Source organism: Herbaspirillum sp. RV1423, from assembly GCF_000577615.1.
Classification (GTDB): Bacteria; Pseudomonadota; Gammaproteobacteria; order Burkholderiales; family Burkholderiaceae_D; genus Herbaspirillum.
The window spans coordinates 56,349-77,761 of sequence record NZ_CBXX010000005.1 but is presented as its reverse complement, the minus strand read 5'-3'; the positions used below and the strand labels follow the sequence as shown (position 1 = coordinate 77,761).

Annotated in this window: 19 protein-coding genes and 1 pseudogene; 12 read left to right on the top strand and 8 right to left on the bottom strand. The window is 60.2% G+C overall.

The features are described from left to right. Positions 1 to 8 precede the first annotated feature (8 nt). The 4 genes from RV1423_RS06950 (at position 9) to RV1423_RS06935 (ending at position 4,191) form a co-directional block, all read left to right on the top strand. Positions 9 to 902: a YicC/YloC family endoribonuclease gene (locus RV1423_RS06950; protein ID WP_034295169.1), complete on the top strand. Its 894-nt coding sequence runs from the start codon at positions 9 to 11 to the stop codon at positions 900 to 902. 34 nt (positions 903 to 936) lie between these two features. Then, complete coding sequence (gmk, locus tag RV1423_RS06945) at positions 937 to 1,578, top strand: guanylate kinase (protein ID WP_034294762.1); 642 nt, start codon at positions 937 to 939, stop codon at positions 1,576 to 1,578. Between the two features lie 89 nt (positions 1,579 to 1,667). Continuing rightward, complete coding sequence (gene rpoZ / locus RV1423_RS06940; RefSeq protein WP_007881846.1) at positions 1,668 to 1,871, top strand: DNA-directed RNA polymerase subunit omega; 204 nt, start codon at positions 1,668 to 1,670, stop codon at positions 1,869 to 1,871. Positions 1,872 to 1,908: 37 nt separating this feature from the next. Continuing rightward, positions 1,909 to 4,191, top strand: a complete 2,283-nt coding sequence (locus RV1423_RS06935; RefSeq protein WP_034294759.1) for a bifunctional (p)ppGpp synthetase/guanosine-3',5'-bis(diphosphate) 3'-pyrophosphohydrolase — start codon at positions 1,909 to 1,911, stop codon at positions 4,189 to 4,191. A gap of 22 nt (positions 4,192 to 4,213) precedes the next feature. Here RV1423_RS06935 and RV1423_RS06930 read toward each other — a convergent pair whose 3' ends face one another. Continuing rightward, positions 4,214 to 5,161: a LysR family transcriptional regulator gene (locus tag RV1423_RS06930; protein ID WP_034294756.1), complete on the bottom strand. Its 948-nt coding sequence runs from the start codon at positions 5,159 to 5,161 to the stop codon at positions 4,214 to 4,216. 132 nt (positions 5,162 to 5,293) lie between these two features. Here RV1423_RS06930 and RV1423_RS06925 point away from each other — a divergent pair, with 132 nt between their 5' ends. Next, the gene (locus tag RV1423_RS06925) at positions 5,294 to 5,902 is read left to right on the top strand and encodes an FMN-dependent NADH-azoreductase (protein WP_034294754.1); all 609 of its coding nucleotides are present in this window, start codon (positions 5,294 to 5,296) and stop codon (positions 5,900 to 5,902) included. Between the two features lie 66 nt (positions 5,903 to 5,968). Here the strand turns inward: RV1423_RS06925 and RV1423_RS06920 are convergent, their stop codons facing one another. Further along, positions 5,969 to 7,288 carry a DUF3422 family protein gene (locus RV1423_RS06920; protein ID WP_034294752.1) on the bottom strand — a complete coding sequence of 440 codons (1,320 nt, stop codon included), beginning with the start codon at positions 7,286 to 7,288 and terminating at the stop codon, positions 5,969 to 5,971. Positions 7,289 to 7,408: 120 nt separating this feature from the next. Then, positions 7,409 to 7,966: a transcription elongation factor GreB gene (gene greB / locus RV1423_RS06915; protein ID WP_034294751.1), complete on the bottom strand. Its 558-nt coding sequence runs from the start codon at positions 7,964 to 7,966 to the stop codon at positions 7,409 to 7,411. Between the two features lie 164 nt (positions 7,967 to 8,130). Between greB and RV1423_RS06910 the strand changes: the two genes are divergently transcribed. Together RV1423_RS06910 and RV1423_RS06905 are read left to right on the top strand one after the other, a co-directional pair. Continuing rightward, on the top strand, positions 8,131 to 9,021 hold the full coding sequence (locus tag RV1423_RS06910; protein ID WP_034294749.1) for a hypothetical protein: 891 nt from the start codon (positions 8,131 to 8,133) through the stop codon (positions 9,019 to 9,021). Positions 9,022 to 9,123: 102 nt separating this feature from the next. Beyond that, a complete protein-coding gene (locus RV1423_RS06905; protein ID WP_034294747.1) occupies positions 9,124 to 9,711 on the top strand; it encodes a hypothetical protein in 588 nt (195 codons plus the stop codon). Between the two features lie 54 nt (positions 9,712 to 9,765). Here the strand turns inward: RV1423_RS06905 and RV1423_RS06900 are convergent. From RV1423_RS06900 to RV1423_RS06885, 4 genes and pseudogenes are all read right to left on the bottom strand, one after another. Next, positions 9,766 to 11,096, bottom strand: a pseudogene (locus RV1423_RS06900) (EAL and HDOD domain-containing protein). A gap of 152 nt (positions 11,097 to 11,248) precedes the next feature. Then, positions 11,249 to 12,136, bottom strand: coding sequence for a 23S rRNA (adenine(2030)-N(6))-methyltransferase RlmJ (locus tag RV1423_RS06895; RefSeq protein ID WP_034294745.1), 888 nt, complete (start codon positions 12,134 to 12,136; stop codon positions 11,249 to 11,251). A 187-nt stretch (positions 12,137 to 12,323) separates the two neighbouring features. After that, a complete protein-coding gene (locus RV1423_RS06890; RefSeq protein WP_034294743.1) occupies positions 12,324 to 14,060 on the bottom strand; it encodes a ClcB-like voltage-gated chloride channel protein in 1,737 nt (578 codons plus the stop codon). A 7-nt stretch (positions 14,061 to 14,067) separates the two neighbouring features. After that, positions 14,068 to 14,421, bottom strand: coding sequence for a winged helix-turn-helix domain-containing protein (locus RV1423_RS06885; RefSeq protein WP_034294741.1), 354 nt, complete (start codon positions 14,419 to 14,421; stop codon positions 14,068 to 14,070). Positions 14,422 to 14,547: 126 nt separating this feature from the next. Between RV1423_RS06885 and modA the strand changes: the two genes are divergently transcribed. Genes modA through RV1423_RS06870 form a run of 3 tightly spaced genes read left to right on the top strand, consistent with a single transcriptional unit; the run spans position 14,548 to position 16,735 of the window. Then, on the top strand, positions 14,548 to 15,333 hold the full coding sequence (gene modA, locus RV1423_RS06880) for a molybdate ABC transporter substrate-binding protein (protein ID WP_034294738.1): 786 nt from the start codon (positions 14,548 to 14,550) through the stop codon (positions 15,331 to 15,333). A 44-nt stretch (positions 15,334 to 15,377) separates the two neighbouring features. Next, a complete protein-coding gene (gene modB, locus RV1423_RS06875) occupies positions 15,378 to 16,055 on the top strand; it encodes a molybdate ABC transporter permease subunit (protein WP_034294736.1) in 678 nt (225 codons plus the stop codon). Then, entirely contained in the window at positions 16,052 to 16,735 is a 684-nt protein-coding gene (locus RV1423_RS06870; RefSeq protein ID WP_034294733.1) for a sulfate/molybdate ABC transporter ATP-binding protein, read from the top strand. The genes modB and RV1423_RS06870 overlap by 4 nt, the downstream gene beginning before the upstream one ends. An 83-nt stretch (positions 16,736 to 16,818) precedes the next feature. On the opposite strand, the gene aceA is transcribed toward RV1423_RS06870, so the two are convergent. Continuing rightward, complete coding sequence (gene aceA, locus RV1423_RS06865) at positions 16,819 to 18,123, bottom strand: isocitrate lyase (protein WP_034294731.1); 1,305 nt, start codon at positions 18,121 to 18,123, stop codon at positions 16,819 to 16,821. A gap of 381 nt (positions 18,124 to 18,504) precedes the next feature. Between aceA and RV1423_RS06860 the strand changes: the two genes are divergently transcribed. Both RV1423_RS06860 and RV1423_RS06855 read left to right on the top strand, forming a co-directional pair. Continuing rightward, positions 18,505 to 19,035 (top strand): PaaI family thioesterase, encoded by a 531-nt coding sequence (locus RV1423_RS06860; protein ID WP_034294729.1) that lies wholly within the window; start codon positions 18,505 to 18,507, stop codon positions 19,033 to 19,035. Positions 19,036 to 19,181: 146 nt separating this feature from the next. Beyond that, positions 19,182 to 21,407 carry an FUSC family membrane protein gene (locus RV1423_RS06855; protein WP_034294728.1) on the top strand — a complete coding sequence of 742 codons (2,226 nt, stop codon included), beginning with the start codon at positions 19,182 to 19,184 and terminating at the stop codon, positions 21,405 to 21,407. Positions 21,408 to 21,413 lie beyond the last annotated feature (6 nt).

The window sequence follows — 21,413 nt, the reverse complement described above, 5'->3', positions numbered from 1 at the left end:
TTTATAGCATGACCGGCTATGCCGTCGCCAAACGCGAAACCGCCGCCGGCGCGATCACCGTTGAACTGAAAAGCGTCAATTCGCGCTTCCTGGACCTCCAGTTCCGCGTCAACGACGACCTGCGCGCCGTCGAACCCGCGATGCGCGAAGCCATCATCAGCAAGCTGGTGCGCGGCAAGGTCGAGTGCCGGCTGAGTTTCGGCCGCAAGACGACCGAAGGCGCCAGCCAGGCGCTCAACCAGACGCTGCTGGCCACGCTGATCGGCCTGCAGACGCAAGTGCGCAGCCAGTTCGCCGATGCGGCGCCACTGACCGTCAACGAATTGCTGCGCTGGCCGGGCGTCATCGAAGAGGCCGAAATCGGCCAGGACACGCTGCAAGCCGACGTGCTGGCGACCTTGCAGCAAACGCTGACCGCGTTCCTCGACAGCCGCGCGCGCGAAGGCGCCGCCTTGCAGTCCGTGCTGGAAGCCCGTATCGACGCCATGGAAGCCATCGTCGCGCGCATCACGCCGCTGGTGCCGCAACTGGTGGCGCAATTCCAGCAAAAGGCCACCGAGCGCATGCAGGAAGCACTCGGCCTGGCCACAAAGGAAGGTGCGACGCCGTCGCTGCCGCGCGAAGAGGTGCTGGAACGCATCCGCCAGGAAGTGACGCTGTACGGCATCCGCATCGACATTGCCGAAGAGCTGGCGCGCCTGTCGGCCCATCTGGCCGAGACTCGCCACATCCTCAAGAAAGGCGGCCAGGTCGGCAAGCGCCTGGATTTCATGATGCAGGAGCTGAACCGCGAAGCCAACACGGTCGGCTCGAAAGCCGCAATGAAAGAGCTCGCGGACGCGTCGATGGAATTAAAGTTGCTGATCGACCAGATGCGCGAACAGGTCCAGAACCTAGAATAACCCCTATTCCCTATTGATACCGAGAGAGCCTTCCATGCCTACCAAAAAACCGACCTCCGGCAGCCTGTTCATGGTGGTGGCGCCCTCCGGCGCCGGCAAATCGACCCTGGTCAACGCCCTGCTCAAGCAAGAGCCCGAAATCAGGCTGTCGATCTCCTACACCACGCGCCCGCCGCGCCCCGGCGAGCAACATGGCCGCGAATATTACTTCACGACGGCCGACGATTTCCTCAAGCGCCAGGCCGAAGGCGAATTCCTGGAATGGGCCGAAGTACACGGCAATTATTACGGCACTTCGCGCCTGATGATTGCCGACCAGATCTCCAGCGGCACCGACGTGCTGCTGGAAATCGACTGGCAAGGCGCGCAGCAGGTGAAAAAGCAGTTTCCCAATGCGATCGGCATTTTCATTTTGCCGCCGTCGATTGCGGCGCTGGAAGAGCGATTGAAAAAGCGCGGCCAGGATGAACCCCACGTCATCACGCGCCGCATCCTCGCTGCCGGCGGCGAAATCGCTCACTCTCCGGAGTTCGAATATGTTATTATTAATCAAGAGTTTGCAGTGGCTTTGTCGGAATTGACGGCGATTGTCAAAGCGGCTCGTTGCCGCTTCCCGCAACAGGCTGCGCGCAACACTTTCTTATTCACCCAGCTTGGCATTCATGCCAGCCCCTGAACCGGGCGACAATCCAGCATCGTCGCCTGACGCAGGCAGGATCGGATCAAGATCCAAGTTGAACCGGAAACACGAAATCAGGAGTTCTTATGGCCCGTATCACCATTGAAGATTGCCTCAAGCAAATCCCTAACCGCTTCCAGCTAACCCTGGCTGCCACTTATCGCGCACGCCAATTGCTGCAAGGCCACACACCGAAAGTGGACGCCAAGGACAAGCCTACCGTGACAGCCCTGCGTGAAATCGCAGCAGGCAAGGTCGGTATCGAAATGCTGAAAAAAGTGCCTGCCTGAGTTTCACCCACGTCGATGCTGCTGATAACGCCAACGTATGAGCCTGACACCAACAGATTCAACCCTCGGTTCTCCGTTATCAGCATCGCCTAGCACTCCCCGAGCGTCTTCCAGGCGCTCGGCGTCGAAACAAAGCTCCCCTGCTGCAGACCCTGCCCCCGCTTTGCATAGCGGTGTCGCGACGTTTACCCATCTGACGCACAAGCTCGAGGAATACCTCACGCCTTCCGAACTGAAGAAGGTCAAGGAAGCCTACCGCTTCTCGGACGAGATGCACCTGGGCCAGATGCGTAAGTCGGGCGAACCCTATATTTCCCATCCGCTCGCGGTTGCCGAAATCTGCGCCGACTGGAAGCTCGACGCACAAGCCATGATGGCGGCGCTGCTGCACGACGTGATGGAAGACCAGGGCGTGCGCAAGGAAGAGTTGATCGAACGCTTCGGCGCGCAGGTGGCGTCGCTGGTCGACGGCTTGTCCAAACTCGACAAGATCGAATTCCAGAGCCAGATCGAAGCGCAGGCGGAAAACTTCCGCAAGATGTTGCTGGCAATGGCGCGCGACGTGCGCGTGATCCTCGTCAAGCTGGCCGACCGCCTGCACAACATGCGCACGCTGGGCTCGATGCCGCCCGACAAGAGGCGCCGCATCGCCCGCGAGACCATGGAAGTGTATGTGCCGATCGCGCACCGTCTCGGCCTCAACAATATTTACCGCGAGCTGCAGGAACTGTCATTCTCGCACCTCTATCCGCTGCGCCACAAGACGCTGTCGAAAGCGGTCAAGGCGGCCCGCGGCAACCGCCGCGAAGTGGTTACCAAGATTCTCGAATCCGTCACCAGCACGCTGATCGCCGCCGGCATCCCGGCCCAGGTCGACGGCCGCGAAAAGACGCTGTACGGCATTTACCGCAAGATGCGCAACAAGCACCTGTCGTTCTCGCAGGTGCTGGACGTCTACGGTTTCCGCGTGGTGGTCGACAGCTTTGCCAATTGCTACGTCGCGCTGGGCACGCTGCATTCGCTGTTCAAGCCGATGCCGGGCAAGTTCAAGGACTACATCGCGATTCCCAAGCTCAACGGCTACCAGTCGCTGCATACCACGCTGATCGGCCCCTACGGCACACCGGTCGAATTCCAGATCCGTACGCAGGACATGCACCGCGTGGCCGAATCCGGCGTCGCCGCGCACTGGCTGTACAAGGACGACGAAGGCAGCCTGACCGACCTGCAGCAACGCACCCATGCCTGGCTGCAATCGCTGCTCGACATCCAAAAACAAACAGGCGACTCGGCCGAGTTCCTCGAACACATCAAGGTCGACCTGTTCCCGGATTCGGTCTACGTCTTCACGCCGAAGTCGAAGATCATCGCCCTGCCGCGCGGCGCCACCGCGCTCGATTTCGCCTACAGTATCCACACCGACATCGGCGACCAGACCACCTCGGTCGTGATCAACCACGAACCGGCGCCGCTGCGCACCGAACTGCACAACGGCGACATCGTCGAAATCATCACTTCTCCGTCGTCGCGACCGAGCCCGAACTGGCTCGGCTATGTGCGCACCGGCAAGGCGCGCTCGGCCATCCGCCATCGCCTGCGCACGGTCAACCTGGTCGAATCGCAGGCATTGGGCAAACGCCTGCTGACCAATGCGCTCAACACGCTCGGACTGGAGCCGGACCTGCCGGGCGCGCTGATCGAGCGCCTGCTCAACGAATCCAGCGCCAAGACCATGGAAGAGCTATACGCCGACATCGGCATCGGCACGCGCATGGCGCCGCTGGTGGCGCGCCACATCATGGGCATGACCGAAGGCGGCGGCGCGATCCCGCAACTTGACGTCGAAGGACAAATGCTGCCGAGCAAGCCGGACCCGGTCGTCATCACCGGCAATGAAGGTTCGACCGTGCAATTGGCGGCCTGTTGCCTGCCGATCCCGGGCGACAAACTGATCGGCCATCTGAAGCACGATCAGGCGCTGATCGTCCACGTCGAAGATTGCGAAACCGCCAAGCGGCATCGCGAAAAAGAACCGGATCGCTGGATCGAAGTCAACTGGGCCAGCGAACTGAACCGTCGCTTCGAATGCCGCATCACCATCCTGGCGCACAACCAGAAAGGCACGCTGGCGCGCATCGCCGCCGAAATCGGCGAAGCTGACGCGCATATCGTGTCGGTCAGCATGGACGACGATGGCGATCCGTCCATGAAGCACCTGCGTTTCACCATCCAGGTCGAAGACCGCGTCCACCTTGCGCGCACCATGCGCGGCATCCGCAGCATCGACAGCGTGACCCGCATCCTGCGCGAGCGCAACTGACCGCCCGCAACTGAACGTCGTCTCAGGCGGCTTCGGCTTTATCCATGTCGAGATCCTGCGCGCCATAGCTGCCTTCGCAGGCGCCGCCCGCCACCTTCTTCGCCACGAACTCGATCAGCGCACTCACCGCCAGCGACAATTGCCTGCGATTGGGGTAGACCGCATAGAAACCGCTCAGATCGCGCTGGTAGTGCGGCAAGACGCTGACCAGCGTTCCGCGGCGCAAATCCTCCGCAGCGATCATCGTCGGCAGCAAGGCAATCCCCAATCCGGCACGCGTCGCCCGCAACAGGCCTTGCGCCGTGTTGACGCACAGGCGCGGCGTCACGCGCACCGTCTCGACGCCCCGCGGACCTTCCAATCGCCACAATGCGTGCTGCATGGCGCTGGAATTGGACAGGCAGGAATGATCCTGCGCCAGTTGTTCCAGCGAAGTCGGCGTGCCGTGGCGTTCGAGATAGCCAGGACTGGCCAGCAAGCCGCGATGGCTTTCTCCCAGCTTGCGCGCCACCAGGCTGGAATCCGGCAATAGCCCGCCGCGGAAAGCGACGTCGATGCCTTCCGCGATCAGGTCGACATGCTCATCGCTCAACTGGAACTCCAGTTGCACCTTGGGATATTGGCGCATGAACTCGCCAATCCATTCCATGGAAAAATTATCCAGAAAGTCCGCTGGCGCAGCCACCCTCAATATCCCGCCCGGTTCGCGACTGTTGGTGAACAGATCGGCGCCGGCCAGTTGGATATCTTCTATGCCGGGCGCACAACGGTCGAAAAACTCGCGTCCCGCCGCAGTCACGTTGAGCTGCCGCGTGGAACGCTGCAACAGGCGCACGCCCAGACTCTCCTCCAATAGCTGCAAACGCCGGCTGACGGTATTGGAAGGCATGCCGAGACGGCGGCCGGCGGCAGCGAAGCTGCCGGCGCGCACGACCTGGACAAAAACGGAAATGTCATTGAGATCCAGCATAATTCACCACAAAAATGGATTAGTGAAATCAAATTCTCCCATCTATTAGTGTTATTGGAAAGCCTTTATGCTGCATTCATCGCAATTACCCGCGACTTTGATTAACCAAAGGCAACTTCCCAAGGAACAAACATGAGCACCCTTCTGCACATCGACTCCAGCGCCCGCCTCTCCGGCTCGATCAGCCGTCAACTGAGCGCCGCCTACGTCGAACAATGGCAAGCCAAGAACCCTGGCGGCAAAGTCGTCCATCGCGATTTGGCCTCGTCCAACATTCCCCACGTCACCGAAGCGCTGATCGGCGCCTATTACACGCCGGCCGACAAACGCAGCGCCGAGCAGCAAGCAATCATTGCGCTGTCCGACAAACTGGTCAACGAAGTGCTGGCCGCCGATACGCTGGTGATCGGCATCCCGATGTACAACTTCGCACCGCCGTCGGCCTTCAAGGCATGGATCGACCATATCTGCCGCGTCGGCCGCACATTCAGTTATGGCGACAAGGGTCCGGTCGGCCTGGCGACCGGCAAACGCGCCATCGTCATCCTGTCGCGCGGCGGCGTGTACTCGGAAGGTCCTGCACAAGCGCTGGATTTCCAGGGTACCTACATCCGCAGCGTGCTGGGTTTCATCGGCATCACCGACGTCGAGCTGGTCATCGCCGAAGGCGTGGCCATGGGTGAAGAAAAAGCCAAGCAAGCTATCGCGCAGGCACAGGAAAAAATCAGCGCCAACGTCTGATCAGATTCCTGAAAAGCAAAAGCCGGATCCGCAAGATCCGGCTTTTTTGCGTACAACAGACTCCCGTCAGGAAGCGTGCACGCTCTTGTGCAGACGCCGCAAGCCTAGCCAGACGCCTGCCGCAAACACCGGCACCATGATGCCGGTGGCGATGTCGGGATTGACCGGCACGCCAGCCGCCTTGAGCGCCTTGCCGGCATAGCCGAACAGGCCGACCATGTAGTAGGAGATCGCCGCTACCGACAAGCCCTCCACCGCCTGTTGCAGGCGCAACTGTTGGGCGGCGCGGGCGTTCATCGATTCCAGTATCTGGCGGTTCTGTTGCTCCTGCACGATACCGATGCGCGTGCGCAGCAAGTCGTTGGTGTGGGCGATGCGTTCGGCTAGCGCTTCCTGCCGGCGCGCCACCGAAGCGCAAGTGTCCATGGCCGGCGCCAGCCGGCGATCCATGAATTCACCGATGGTCGGCACGCCCTCCACGCGCGTCTCGCGCAGTTCTTCGATACGCGCCTTGACGAGGCGGAAATAGGCCTGCGAAGCGGAAAAGCGATAGCTGTTTTCCAGCGACATTTTTTCAATGCGCGCCGCCAGGCCGGTGATCTTGCGCAGGATCAATTCATCTTCGGCATGTCCGTCGCCGGCGTTGGCCGCGCCGTGATCGGAATCGACCATCGCCGCGGTCAGCGTGGCCAGGTCGCTCTCAATGTCGTTCAATACAGGACCCGCCTGCTGGGCATGCGGCAAACCGAGCAAGGCCATCATGCGATAGGTTTCGATCTCCAGGATGCGTTGCACCAAACGGCCGCCCTGCATGTCGCGCAGGTCGATGTCGCGCACCACGAAGCGGCTGAAGCCGTCGGCCTGGATCACGAAGTCGGTCCAGATTTCACCGCCCTGCAGCACTTTGCTGGACGATAGCAGCTTGCCTTCGAACAGACGCGCCACATTGCTCGCGATATCCGCCTTCGACGCACGTTCCAGAACCACATGCGCGGCGACCATGATCTTGCCTTGCAACGCCAGCAGCCATTGCTGCGGCACATGCCTGAGCGGCACGTCGGAGAACGCCTCATCCGTCGTCAATTCCGTATCGTGGCTCTGGGCGAAGGTGTAACTGGCGAATTCGGTATGACATTCCCATTTAAGGCGAAAGCGACCGAAATCGTGGAAGAAATGCTTGGCGTCGATGCCCGGCGCTGTGACGCCAAAATGCACGCACAAGTCGGTCAGCAATACATGCTGGCTGGCGCCGGCCTGATCGCGCAGATACACCGCGAGATGAGTCAGGCTCTCCGGCGCTTTCAGATGCAGGAACGGCCGCGAGTGAACTTCCGCCGCCAATGCGACGCGTTGCGGGTGATTCAGGCTGGCATAGACGATGGACATGGACTTACCTTTGTTTCAATCAGGAAATCGGGGCGTGGCGCTGCACGGCAAGGACGGAGGAAGCAGAATCCGTTCCAAGGTCCTACGGCAATGCGGTGTTCGGGTGCGTTCAGTCGGACCTCAGTCTTGCGGCGCCGGATAGCTGACCTCAAGGATGGTCAACTGTTCTACGCCCGCCGGTGTCTGCAGCGTCACTTCGTCGCCTTCGCGTGCCTTGGTGAGGGTGCGCGCCACCGGCGAGATCCAACTGATCTTGCCATTGAGCGGATCGAGTTCATCGATGCCGACGATGGTCACGGTATGCGCGACGCCGTCCTGGTTTTCATAGGTCACGGTGGCGCCGAAAAATATCTGGTCGTTGCCGTGATGGACAGTCGGATCCACCACCTCGGCGATGTCGAGGCGCTTGGTCAGAAAGCGGATGCGCCGGTCGATTTCGCGCAGGCGGCGCTTGCCGTAGATGTAGTCGCCATTTTCCGAGCGGTCGCCGTTGGAGGCGGCCCAATGCACGATACGCACCACTTCCGGACGATCGACGTCAATCAGGTGCAGCAGCTCATCCTTGATGCGCTTGTGGCCCAGCGGCGTCATATAGTTCTTGGCGCCGGCAGGTATCGCCGGCAACGCCAGTTCGTCGTCATCGTCGCCGTCGGATTCTTTTACGAATGCTTTATTCATGTTTTCGCTTGCATATTCCGGTCAATACAGGCCATGCGGCCTGTTTATCATTGTAGCGGTATGTTAAAGTTCCCGAGAACGCATTTTGCCGATAACTCCAATTGATGCGGCTGCGTTCGCAATCGGGAACAACGTTCATTTCACTGCACCCTTCAGCCATTTCCATGTCTTCATCTTCCACTCGCTATCGCATCGGCCTGGCCGCCAACCGAGCCCATCAGGACGCCCCCAACTCGGCGCTGGTGCAATTGCTCCAGGGCTCGCGCGCGCGCATCGAAGCCCTGCAGCCGGAACTGGTCGTCGTCGGCCGCACGCTCGATGCCATCGGCCAGCTCGGCCTGCTGCCGGGCTATCCGCATCTCGAACGCTTTCCCTATGGCCGCCAGGGCGGGCTGATGAAACTGGTGTCGCGCGTGGTCGACAGCGATCCGGCACGCAAACTGGATGCCATCATTTACCTGATCGATCCGGTCGATCCGTCCTCGACCTTTCCCGAGGCGGTGGCGCTGAAGCGTCAGTGCGTAATCCACGGCAAACCTTTCCTGTCGACCCTGGCCGGGGCGCAGGAGTGGTTCGAGCTGGAAGCGATTGCCGTTGGCGCGGAACCGGATCGCACACTCGACGCTTCTTTCAACCTCGCCAACGAAGGCATTGCGCTGATCGCCCATGATTCAATGAAAGCGCGCATGCTGGCCTTGGCCGAACGCCACTTCGAGGTGCTCGACAGCTTTGCCTTCCGTTGCGCGACCGGCACCACCGGCGGTCTGCTCAATGAACTCGCGGTCAAGATCAAGGGCGAAGCCGGCCGCAACTGGGTCAAACCTTTCCTGAGCGGCCCGCTGGGCGGCGATGCGCAGATCGCCGAACTGATACTCGAACACGAATGCCGTCGCGTGCTGTTCCTGGAAGATCCACATGTGGCGCGCCAGCATGAAGCCGACATCCAGTTGCTGGAACGCGCGGCGCGCACAGTGACCGAATATGCGTCGTGCATGAGCGATGAAAAATGGGGCGACCGCTGGCTGAGCCTGATCAAGCAGCGCCAGGTGCGTTAAGGTTCAAAACCATCAGAAACGTCCCGCTGCGGGACCGGCTTGTTTTTCGGGTGCTTGCCCAACATATGCTGAAGTCGCTCCCGCATCCATAAGGACCGCTCCTTGCCGCACAAGACCAGAAAATACCTGCTTGCGCCATTGATCTACACCGCAGCCATCCTCCTGCTGTTCGAGGAGTGGCTGTGGAACGCAAGCAAACGCGTGCTGGCGCGCCTGCCGCTGATCCCTTTCGTGGCCCGCCTGGAGTCCTGGATCAGCAATTTTTCACCCTACGCCGCGCTGGCTGTATTCCTCCTGCCCAGCCTGTTGCTGCTGCCGGTCAAGATTCTTGCCCTGCTGTCGATTGCGCACGGCCATCCCACGCTGGGACTGGCTGTCGTCATTGCCGCCAAGGTGTTGGGCACGGCGCTGGTGGCTCGCCTTTACGCGCTGACCCAAAAAGCCCTGCTGTCCCTGCCTTGGTTTGTGCGCTGCCGCAACGCCGTGCTTCGTTTCAAGGACAGGATGATCGGGCAACTGCGCGCCACGCAAGCCTGGCAACAGATCGAAGCCGGCGTTGCCGCGTTCGCCGCCATGCGGCGACAATGGTGGGAGGCGCTCAGACAGCGCTGGCAAAATGGGAATGGCCAAGGCAACCGCCTGGCGCGCATGATCAGGAAATATGCTGCAAGACGGCGCGACCGCAACTGACATCCCGGCATCGATCCTGCGGCCCCTGCACCGTGTCCCTCTTGCCAGTGGTGCTTATTCCGGCTCCGTGATGTCGGTCGCGCTGCCGGGGTCTTCAGTTTTTTTGGCCGGCGCATGGCCCATGTTGGAAGAAATGTTGTTGCCCCATTCAAACGCCTGGGTTTCCAACTCATAGAAGTCCTCAGCCGTCAGTTGCAGCGAGGACAGCAATTCAATCATCTGCTGGCTGCTCTTGTCAGCCTGTTCGGTAAATTCGGCCAGTTGCAGGATCTCGCCGTAAAACCCGGTACGAAACAGCAAGGCATCGCGGATTTCGGCACTGACGGTGATCTGGACCAGGATGGCTTCCATGTTCATACCGAACAAGGCGTCGACGAGCGACATAATGCCGACCGTGAAAGCGATCTCGGACATCTTGCGGCGCCCCGGACGCAACTTCTCGGCGATCAGCTCCAGCATCTTGCCGCGCGTCGCCGCCAGGATCAGCAAGGGTGACAGCGAGTGCGCCTTGTCCTTCTCGGTGTTGGCGAACAGCAGGATCTGCAGCCAGCGCTTCAATTGGCGGCGGCCTAGCACGATCAACGCCTGGCCAAGCGAATCGATGTGCTTCATGAAGCCGTATACCGGCGTATTCACCAGCCGCAGCAGGGTCAGGCTCAAGGCTACGTCGCGCTTGATATAACGCACTACTTCGCCGTTGTCGACATTGCGCACCAGCAGCGTCAGGATGTGCATGATGACGATCTTGGACGCCTCCAGCTTCTTGCCCTGCAGGATCACCGGCTTGGCGAAGTAATATCCCTGAAAGTAATCGAAACCGAAGGTCACGCAGTCGCGGAACTGTCCCACCGTCTCGACTTTTTCGGCCAGCAGCATCTTTTGCGCGCGTTTGAAATGCATGCTCAGCTTGAGCAACTTGCTGGAATCCAGCTCCATGACATCGATCTTGATGATCTTGACCAATGAGCAATGTCTTCCGATTCGGCGATCACGTCGTCGAGCGCAAACACATAACCAGCGCGCACCAGTTCGCTGACGCGCTTGACCAGTTCGGGCGTGACCTTGACCGTCTCTAGGATTTCCAGCACGACCTTGTCGGTCGGCAGGAAGTTGATGAAGTCGCTCATCAGCACCGTCGCATCGACGTTGATGAAGCCGTGCAGGTTGCCGATGACGTTGTTGAGGCCCAGTTCGGAAGCGTGGGCGATCACGGACGCCGTTGCCGACACGTCATCATTGACGTTGGCCGGGCCGAAGGCGGCATTGCGGAACAGCAGTTCGTAACCGATCAGCTCCTGCTCGCGATTGAGGATCGGTTGTCGGGCCAGGAAAAAATCATGGGCATGGTGCGCCGGAGCAGCGTGATCAGGAGACGATTCAGTCATGATTTCTTGTTTTAGATTACCGCAGTACTTTGGCAAACAATGCATTCCCGGCACGACTTGCTGCTGCATGCCCTGATGCGGCACCAGAAAACATTGCACGGATAAAACGACATCCAACCGCGCCGGCGAATGCCCCGTCGATGCAATCCATGTCAGGTTTCTCCCGATTCCAGAACGAAACCCGCACCACTGTCGCGCCCCAGCACCTTGACCAGATACGGCATGACGTCTTTGAGCGTGGCTTCCAGCGTCCACGGCGGATTCAGCACGAACATGCCGCTGGTGTGCAGGCCAAAGCCATCCGGGGAAGGCGAACTGATCGATAACGTGACATTGAGCCAGCTCTTGGCACCGAGACGCTTGAGCCGGTCCGAAAACTGCTTCGACTCGATTCTATGCAGCACAGGATACCAGACCGCATATGTGCCGGTAGGAAACCGCACCAACGCATCCTGCAGGGTCTCCTTGACGCGCTGGTAGTCGCGCTTGTCCTCGTAAGGCGGATCGATCAGGACCAGCGCGCGCCGCGACGGCGGCGGCAACAAGGCTTTCAACGCCAGAAAACCGTCGCCGCGCTCGATCATGACGCGCTTACCGCGCCCGGCCGGACGTTTACCCTGCTCGGCGGCATGCGCTTCGAGCTTGCGGAAATTATCGGCCAGCACCTTGCTTTCGGTTGGATGCAACTCGAACAGGCGCAGCCGGTCCTGCTCGCGCATCACCTGGTTGGCGCAATAAGGCGAACCCGGGTAATAACGCATCTTGCCGCTGGGATTGAGGCCCTTCACCAGTTGCACGTAGTCGGCAACGGCTTCCGGCAGATCGGTACGCTCCCACAGGGGGGCGATGCCGGTCTCATATTCTGCGTTCTTGCTGGCGTAATTCCCATCCAGCGCGTAGACGCCTGCGCCGGCATGGGTATCGATCACCATGTAAGGAGTTTCTTTTTGGCCGAGGTAGCGCAACAGTTGGATCGTCACCATGTGCTTGAGCACATCAGCATGATTGCCAGCATGAAAGGCATGGCGGTAACTCAGCATAAATCCTTTGAATCCTTGATATGTTAATTGCCAACGTCGGCTGCATCTGCGTTTGCTTCAAGATCGCACATCGTCTTGCGCGTCTTGATAGTTTTTCACATTTAGCTTCGCATTCTAACAAGGTTGCCTGGAGAATTGTCAGCCCGCCTCAGGAATGTTACAAAGCGGCCGACAAGCATTTTGCGACCTATTCGCCAGAACGGTCCAGACGAAAATAGGCGTCCAGCAAAGATGTCTTGAAAACCACGCCCAGCAATTGCGGATTCTCGACGCTGGCGATGACCGGCAAGCGTTCTCCCTGATGATCGAGAAACAACTGTAGTGCTTCGCCCAGCGACATGTCCGGCGTCACTTCGTGCAGAAAATGCGTTCGCATGAAATCTCCCGCCCGCTTGGTGGCAGTGTCGTCCTTGTCGAGCAGCAGCGAAGTCACGTCCTGCAAGGCGACCACGCCAAGGTAGCGATTATCCGAATCGGTGATATAGATATATTTGACCGGGTACTGCAAAAAAATCCGGGTCACTTCGGAAAACGGCGCATCCATGTGCAACACCGTCTCGGCCGGCTTGATCAGCTCGCTCATGTGGGTGCCGCGCAGGCGGACACGCTCGGCTGCGTCGCGATGGCGCTTCAGCGTGATTTCGTACATCGAATTGGCGTCTAGGCTGCGGGCGATGAAATAAGCGACCACGCAAGACAGCATCAGCGGCAGCACCACCTGGTAGCTCAGCGTCATTTCGAAGATCATCAGGATCGCCATCAACGGCGCATTGGTGGTCGCCGCCAGGAACGCGCCCATTCCCACCATCGCATAGGCGAACGGTTGGGAAACCGCATGCGGCCATAGCGCGTGCGCCATATCGCCGAACAGGAAACCGATGGCGGCGCCCACGAACAAGGTCGGCGTGAAAATCCCGCCGACCGCGCCCGAACCGGCCGTCAGCACGGTGGCGACGATCTTGTAAATCAGCACGACCAGCACCGTCGACCACAGCCAGTCGGTATGCAACAACGAATTGACGACACTGTAGCCGTTACCCCAAACCTCTGGCACCCGTACCGACAACAAGCCCACCAGCAAACCGCCTACGCCCAGCCGGAGCGGCAACGGCAGGCGCGTCTTCTGGAACAGCTTCTTGCCGAGATCGAGCAAACGCAGGAATTGCGGCGCCAGCAGGCCGGCGAGTATTCCCAGCACGACAAACAGCATGATCTCGACACCGCTGATTTCCGGGAAGTACGGCATCTCGTAGGCTGGCTTGTAGCCCGGCAGCTCGCGCATGGTGATGTTGGCCACCACGGAGGCCACCACCACCGGGCCGAAACTCTCCATGACCAGCGCGCCGAGCACGATTTCAGTCACGAAGAACGCGCCGGCGATCGGTGCATTGTAGGCGGAGGTGATGCCTGCCGCCGCGCCGCAGGCGACCAACAGGCGCATACGCGACGCCGGGAAATGGGCGAAGCGCCCCACTAGCGACGCGCACAGCGCCGCCAGTTGCACCATCGGCCCTTCCCGCCCGATCGAGCCGCCGGAACCGACGGTGGCCAGCGACGACAGGCTGCGCAGCAAGGTATGCCGCACGGGAATATGGCCGTCGCCGATCGCCACGGCCTCCATGTAATCGGAAGCGGCGCCGGCCGGCATGCGTTTGGCCCACACCAGGATCAGGCCAGCCACGATGCCGCCGCCGGCAGGCAGCAGCACGCGCATTTGCCAGGACAGGCCTTTGGCGATCTCGACGAAGCTGCCGCTATGCCCGGTCAGCAGATACTGCACCCCGCTGATGCATTCGCGAAAGGCAATCGTCGCCAGCGCGCCGACGAAACCGATGACGGCAGCCCACAGCAGCATTGCATGGCTTTCGGACATGCGCAGGGTGTTCTGCAGACGGAAACGGCACTTGAGGTAAAAGTTGCGCATCGACCGGTCAGTCCTTGTCGACGATCAGGGAACGCAGGTAAAGCATGTCTTTTTCGACCGCGCTGTCGGCTTTCTTTTGCATGCGCTGATAGCACGCGACCACATCGCGCGCCAGGTCGGTAATGCTGGCCCCGCCGCCCTTGGCGCCACCGGTTGCGGTTTCCACCAACGGCCGGTTGAAGCAACGGTTCATTTCTTCGACCAGCAGCCAGGCGCGCCGGTAGGACATCTCCATTTCCCGCGCTGCCGCGGAAATCGAGCCGGTACGTTCGATGGCCAGCAGCAATGCAGCTTTGCCGGGCCCGAAGGCAATCGTGTCGCCTTGCATTACGCGCAGTCTTACGGTCTTGGAATGTGTCATGGACGCGATTGTAGCAAGCCCATGCAGCAAATTGCATGGTTTCCCTACGGCGGATTGACTATCGTTATATCCTTACGTATATTCCGAACAGCTACGCACTCCCCTATCAAGAACACAGGAACCTTCATGCCCACCTCTCTTGCCGCACAAAAACTGCGTCGTTTTGCTGCGTCCGCCTCGCTCGCCCTGCTGACGCTGCCTTTTGCCGCCATGCCTGCGCACGCCGCCGATCTGGTGGTTTCCGCCGCAGCCAGCCTGACCAATGCATTCAAGGATCTGGGCACAGCTTTCGAGCAGCAAAACCCTGGCGTCAAGGTCATCAACAACTTCGGCGCATCCGACATCCTGATGCAGCAAATCGTGCGCGGCGCGCCGGCCGACGTGTTCGCTTCGGCCGACCAGACCGCCATGGACAAGGCGGTTGCCGAGAAAGCCGTGCAACCGGCCACGCGCAAGAATTTCGCCGCCAACCAGATCGTGCTGATCGTGCCGAACGACAGCAGCTTATCGCTGAGCAGCCTGAAAGACCTGATGCAGGCCAGCGTCAAGAAAGTGGCGCTCGGCAACCCGGCCTCGGTGCCGTTCGGCCGCTACACCAAGACCGCACTGGAAAATGCCGGACTGTGGGACGCCGTGCTTGCCAAGGGCGTCATGGCGCAAAACGTGCGCCAAAGTCTGGATTACGTCGCGCGCGGTGAAGTTGAAGCCGGCTTCGTCTTCGCTACCGACGCCGCTGTCATGCCGGACAAGGTCAAGGTCGTCATCCGCATCCCTTCCGATACGCCGGCCACCTATCCGATCGCCGTCACGGCAAGCACCACCCAGACCGAACTGGCCAACAAATACCTGGCCTATGTGCAATCGCCCGCAGGCCAGGCTGTGCTGGCGCGTTACGGTTTCCTGAAACCCTGATACGCTGCGGGCTGGTTATTTCTCGCTTGATTGGCGTCTAATTTATGGGTTCAGTCTGGACCCCGTTGCTGCTCTCGCTGAAAGTTGCGGGCTGGGCAACGGTGCTCAATCTCTTTCTCGGCGTCGCGGCAGCCTACGGGCTGTCGCGCTGGCGTTCGCCGCTGCGCGACCTGATCGACTCCATCCTCACGCTGCCGCTGGTGCTGCCGCCGACGGTGCTCGGCTATTACCTGCTGGTGCTGTTCGGCAAGCGCGGCACCTTCGGCGCGTGGCTGTCCGGGCTTGGCATCGAACTGGTGTTTACCTGGCAAGGCGCGGTGATCGCCTCGACCGTCGTGGCGTTTCCGCTGGTGCTGAAATCGGCGCGCGCCGCATTTGAAAACGTCGACAAGCAGCTCGAAAACGCCGCACGCGTCCTCGGCGTCACCGAAGCCGGCGTGTTCTTCCGCGTCAGCCTGCCGCTGGCGGCGCGCGGCATCGCCGCCGGCGTGCTGCTGGCGTTCGCCCGCGCGCTAGGTGAGTTCGGCGCCACGCTGATGATCGCCGGCAATCTGCCCGGGCGCACGCAGACGCTGTCGGTTGCCATCTATGAAGCCGTGCAGGCCGGCGACGACTCCACTGCGACGCTGCTGGTGGTGATTACCTCGATCACCTGCGTGGCGGTGTTGCTGATCGCCGGCCGGCTGGTGCCGAGCCACGCGCGCCGCGGAGATCTCGCATGAGCGTCTCCGTCCACATCCGCAAAGAGTTGCGCGCCGGCGACCGCGTATTCCAGCTCGACATCGGATTCGCCTCCGACAGCGACCGCATCGTGCTGTACGGCCCGTCCGGCGCCGGCAAGAGCCTGACGCTCAAGGCGATTGCCGGCCTCATGACACCCGACGCCGGCAAGATCAGCCTGAACCGGCGCGCGCTGTTCGACGCGGAGCACGATATCAATGTCCGCCCGCAGCAGCGCAACGTTGCCTATCTATTTCAGGACTATGCCCTGTTTCCGCATCTGACTGTGGCGCAGAACATCGCATTCGGATTGCAACGCGGTTGCTTCAATTTGCGCAAACCGGCGTCGCATCCCGCGGTTGCAAAATGGCTGCAAGCCTTCGGCCTGGAAACGACCGCCAGCAGCTATCCTTCGCAGATTTCCGGCGGCCAGCGCCAGCGCGTCGCCCTGGCGCGCGCACTGGTGGCGCAACCCGATATCCTGTTGCTGGATGAACCCTTCTCCGCGCTCGATCTTTCCTTGCGCGAACGCATGCGGCGCGAACTGAGCGAACTGCAGCAACAGTTGCATGTGCCGATGCTGATCATCACGCACGACCCGGCCGACGTCGATGTGCTCGGCGATGCGGTGTTTGAAGTGCGCGACGGCATGATCACGCAACAAAAATCCTTCAGCCAATAAAAAAGCCGCACTCTTGTGAAGTGCGGCTCCCGCATGGGCGGAGGTGGGTACCTCCTGGACTCAGGCTTCTCCTGCTTTTCCGATCAGGCGACCTTCTTTGCCGCACTGTCAAAGAATTGTTCATCTTCGGTCGAACCGTGCAAAGCCGTGGTCGACGACTGACCTTGCTGGATCGCCTGGGTCACTGCATCGAAATAGCCGGTGCCCACTTCGCGTTGATGCTTGACGGCGGTAAAGCCCTTTTCCGCTGCCGCGAATTCGGCTTCCTGCAGTTCGACGAAGGCCGACATCTGGTTGCGCGCATAGCCGTGCGCCAGATTGAACATCGAGTAGTTCAGCGCGTGGAAGCCGGCCAGCGTGATGAACTGGAACTTGTAGCCCATGGCGCCGAGCTCCTTCTGGAACTTGGCGATGGTGGCGTCGTCCAGGTTCTTCTTCCAGTTGAACGACGGCGAGCAGTTGTACGACAGCATCTTGCCCGGGAATTTGGCGTGGATGGCTTCGGCGAATTTCTTCGCGAAAGCCAGGTCCGGCTTGCCGGTTTCACACCAGACCAGATCGGCATATTCGGCATACGCCAGGCCGCGCGAGATGGCCTGATCGATACCCGGACGGGTCTTGAAGAAACCTTCGACAGTGCGCTCGCCGGTCAGGAAAGGCTTGTCGTTGTCGTCCACGTCGGAGGTCAGCAAATCGGCCGCTTCAGCGTCGGTACGCGCAATCACCAGCGTCGTCGTGCCGGAAACGTCGGCCGCCAGACGTGCGGCGTTCAACTTTTCGACCGCTTCGCGCGTCGGCACCAGCACCTTGCCGCCCATGTGGCCGCACTTCTTCACCGACGCCAACTGATCTTCGAAGTGGACGCCTGCGGCGCCCGCGTCGATCATCGACTTCATCAGTTCATAGGCATTGAGCACACCGCCGAAACCGGCTTCCGCGTCAGCCACGATGGGCGCGAAGAAGTCGATGTCGTTCTTGCCTTCCGACCATTGGATCTGGTCGGCGCGCTGAAAGGTATTGTTGATGCGCTTGACGACCATCGGCACCGAATTGGCCGGGTACAGCGACTGGTCGGGATACATTTCGCCGGCCAGGTTGGCGTCGCCGGCGACTTGCCAGCCGGACAGGTAAATCGCCTTCAGGCCGGCCTTGACCTGCTGCATGGCCTGGTTGCCGGTCAGCGCACCCAATGCATTGACGAAAGGTTCATTATTGACCAGGTTCCACAGCTTTTCCGCGCCACGCTTGGCCAGCGTGTGCTCAATCTGCACCGAACCGCGCAGGCGCACCACATCGTCCGCCGAATAGTTACGCTTGATGCCCTTCCAGCGCGGATTTTCCGCCCAGTCCTTCGCCAATGCCTGAATCTGTTGTGCGCGTGTCGTCATGGTCAAACTCCTTAAAAGTGATCAAAAAATGGAGGTCAAAAAGTGAATTCCATGACTTCATAATAGGCTTTTCGGTGCGGAGCAACAATGTCTTATATAAGACATATAAATAAATTTTTTATCTTATTATTCAATTACTTAAATATAAATTTTTGCGATACGAAATGAAATTTCTAAAAATGAAATAAATCTATGATGCTGCGCAATCGCATTTCCCACGATGTGAAATGACATTTTTGCATCATGAAAATTGCACCTTGCTTTGCTTCATTTCCCCGGGTTGAACCAACGCAAGCGTAAGCAGCCGAGGCATAATGCAGCCATTCTTTCATCATAAAAGTAACGATTCGACTCCATTCACTCCATACGCAAGGAAAACGCATGAGCAGCAGAGAAGAGACACTCCGGCAATGGCAAACCCGTGAAGCGGAAGTTCGCGCCAAACTGGCCGCCCCAGGCGTCGCCTCGATGGACGATCTGAAGGCCGGCAGCGGCATGGATTTCCTGCAGCGCATCTGGGACGGCGAGTTGCCATCAGTGCCGATCGGTGAAACCATGGATTTCATTCCCATCGAAGGCGAGCCGGGCCGCATCGTATTCCAGGGCACGCCCGGCAAACAGCACTACAATCCGCTGGGCAGCGTGCATGGCGGCTACTTCTGCACCCTGCTCGATTCCGCGGTCGGCTGCGCCGTGCATTCGATGCTACCGCAAGGCATGGGCTACACCACGCTGGAACTGAAGGTCAACCTGATCCGCGCCTTGACCGCACAGACCGGCCCGGTGCGAGCCGAAGGCAAGGTGATCCAGGTCGGCAACCGCGTCGGCATCGCCGAAGGCCGCATCGTCGATGTCGACGGCAAGATTTATGCGCATGCGACCACGACCTGCCTGGTGTTCCCGCTGCCTTGATGTTTCGGTATGTCCCCCAGTCAGCCGGATATGCGCTGACGTCCGGAAAAATTTTCATCGGATGCCCTGCGCCGTATCGGTTGTCTATTGCAGGAAGAAGGGCCAGAATGTCGCTTACAGAAATTTAGCCGACTGCCTACACCTACATGCATTACGCCCTGGATATACGCACCTTCCTCTTCAGCCACTATTTCTATACCGGCGTACGCATCGCCACCGGCGTCATCGGCCTGACGATGCTGGCCTTCAACGTGGTCGACATGCAGACCACCATGACGGTCTTCCTCGGCGCGCTCTGCACCAGCCTGATGGACCTGCCCAGTCCGCTGCGCCACAAATTCAACGAAATGCTGGCCGGCGTGCTGCTATGCACCGTGGTCTTGCTGGTCATCAGCCTGTGCGCGCCGATTCCCTGGCTGGTCAGCGTGGCGATGGTGCTGGTCAGCTTCCTCGCCAGCATGATGGTGGTCTACGGCAAGAAGACCCTGCCGCTGCAATTCGCCGCGCTGATGGTCATGACGCTGTCGATGGAAAACAATGTGCCGGTCGAGGCGGCCTTCGTGCATGCGGCGTTCTTCCTGGCCGGGGGACTCGGTTACCTGACCTATTCAATGATCGTGTCGTACTTCTTGCGGCGGCGCGTCAAACAGCAGGTGCTGGCCGAAGCACTGTTCGAACTGGCCCGTTATCTGCGCATCAAGGCCGATTTCTACGACGTGCGCAGCGACCTGCAAGCACAGTTCACGACACTGGTACGCCAGCAGATCGTGCTGGCCGACAAGCTGCAAGCCTCGCGCGACCTGGTGCTGCGCGACATGCACACCAAGCAGGACGGCCTGCTGGTGCAGGTGCACCTGAGCATGCTCGAACTGTACGAGCAGGTGCTGTCGACCCACGCCGACTACGCCCTGCTGCGCAGCCACTTCGGCGATAGCGACGTGATGATCTTCCTGCGCGACCTGGCCAACAAAACCGCCGAGGACATCGAATCCATCGCCTACGCCGTCACGCGCAAGCGCGCCTCGACGCCGACCGTCAACTACAAGGCGGAACTGCGCGCCGTGCAGTACGAATTGCAGCAGTTGCAGCAAGACAGCCTGGCAGGCAAGATTCCCGACGACGCCATCACCGTGCTGCGCGTGACCTACAACAAGATCCTCGACATCATCGAACTGATCTCGCAGTTGCACCTGGCCACGCAAAAGCCGGTCGATCCGATTCCCATCCTGCCGGGCTCGGACATGACGCCCTTCCTGACCCAGCAGAAATACAAGGTCGGGCTGCTGGTGGCCAACCTGCGCTGGCAGTCGCCGATCTTCCGCTTCGCCATCCGCGTGGCGCTGGCGGTCTCGACCGGACTGTGGATCGCCGGCAACCTGCCTTACATGTCGCACGGCTACTGGATCGTGCTGACCATTGTCATCATCCTCAAACCCAATTTCAGCTCGACCAAGCAGCGCATGAGCGACCGCCTGATCGGCACCATCATCGGCTGCCTGCTGACCGCGCTGATCCTGCGCTTCGTGCATGATCCGATGGGCTTGCTGGCGGCGCTGTTCGTCGCCAGCGTCGCGGCGCCGGCATTCACTTACGTCAAGTACCGCTACACCGCCATCGCTGCTTCGGTGCAAATCCTGCTGCTGCTCAACCTGCTGGTGCCGGCCGGCCACCAGGGCGCGGTCGGCGAACGCCTGATCGACACCATCATCGGCGTGGCCATCGCCACCATTTTCAGTTACGTGCTGCCAAGCTGGGAATACCGCGACCTGCCGCGCCTGATCAGGAATGTCCTGCACGCCAGCCATCGCTACATCAAGGCCAGCCGCGACATGATGGAAGGCAAGGTCGGCGACGACTTTTTTTACCGCGTGTGTCGCAAAGGCTTCATGGACAGCCTGTCGGCGCTGATTTCGGCGCAAGTGCGCATGATGGACGAGCCGATCAGCAAACAGCGCGCCGTACTCGAAATCAACCGCTTCGTGGTGCAGAACTACCTGGTCGCCGCCCACATCGCCGCATTGCGCATCCTGCTGCGCCGCCATGCCGAAGGCCTGCCGCGCGAACCAGTCAACAAGCTGATCGAGCAGACATACCAGAACGCGACCGCGCATCTGCTCAAGGCGCAAAGCATGCTCACCGAAACAATTGCAGCATCGTCCGTCCAGGCCGATGAAGTCACGCCGATCAATCCGTTGGCTGAAACTGCGGCCGCAGACGATACCGCTCTCGCAACGCAGCCGGCCGAAGTCACCGGATGGTCCGGCTGGCATACCTTCCAGCGCCGCTCGACGCTGCTTGACAGCGACTTGCAGGAAATCGTGGCGCAAACCGGCGCCATCGAAAACATCCTGCGCCAGGCCGAACACGCATAAAAAACG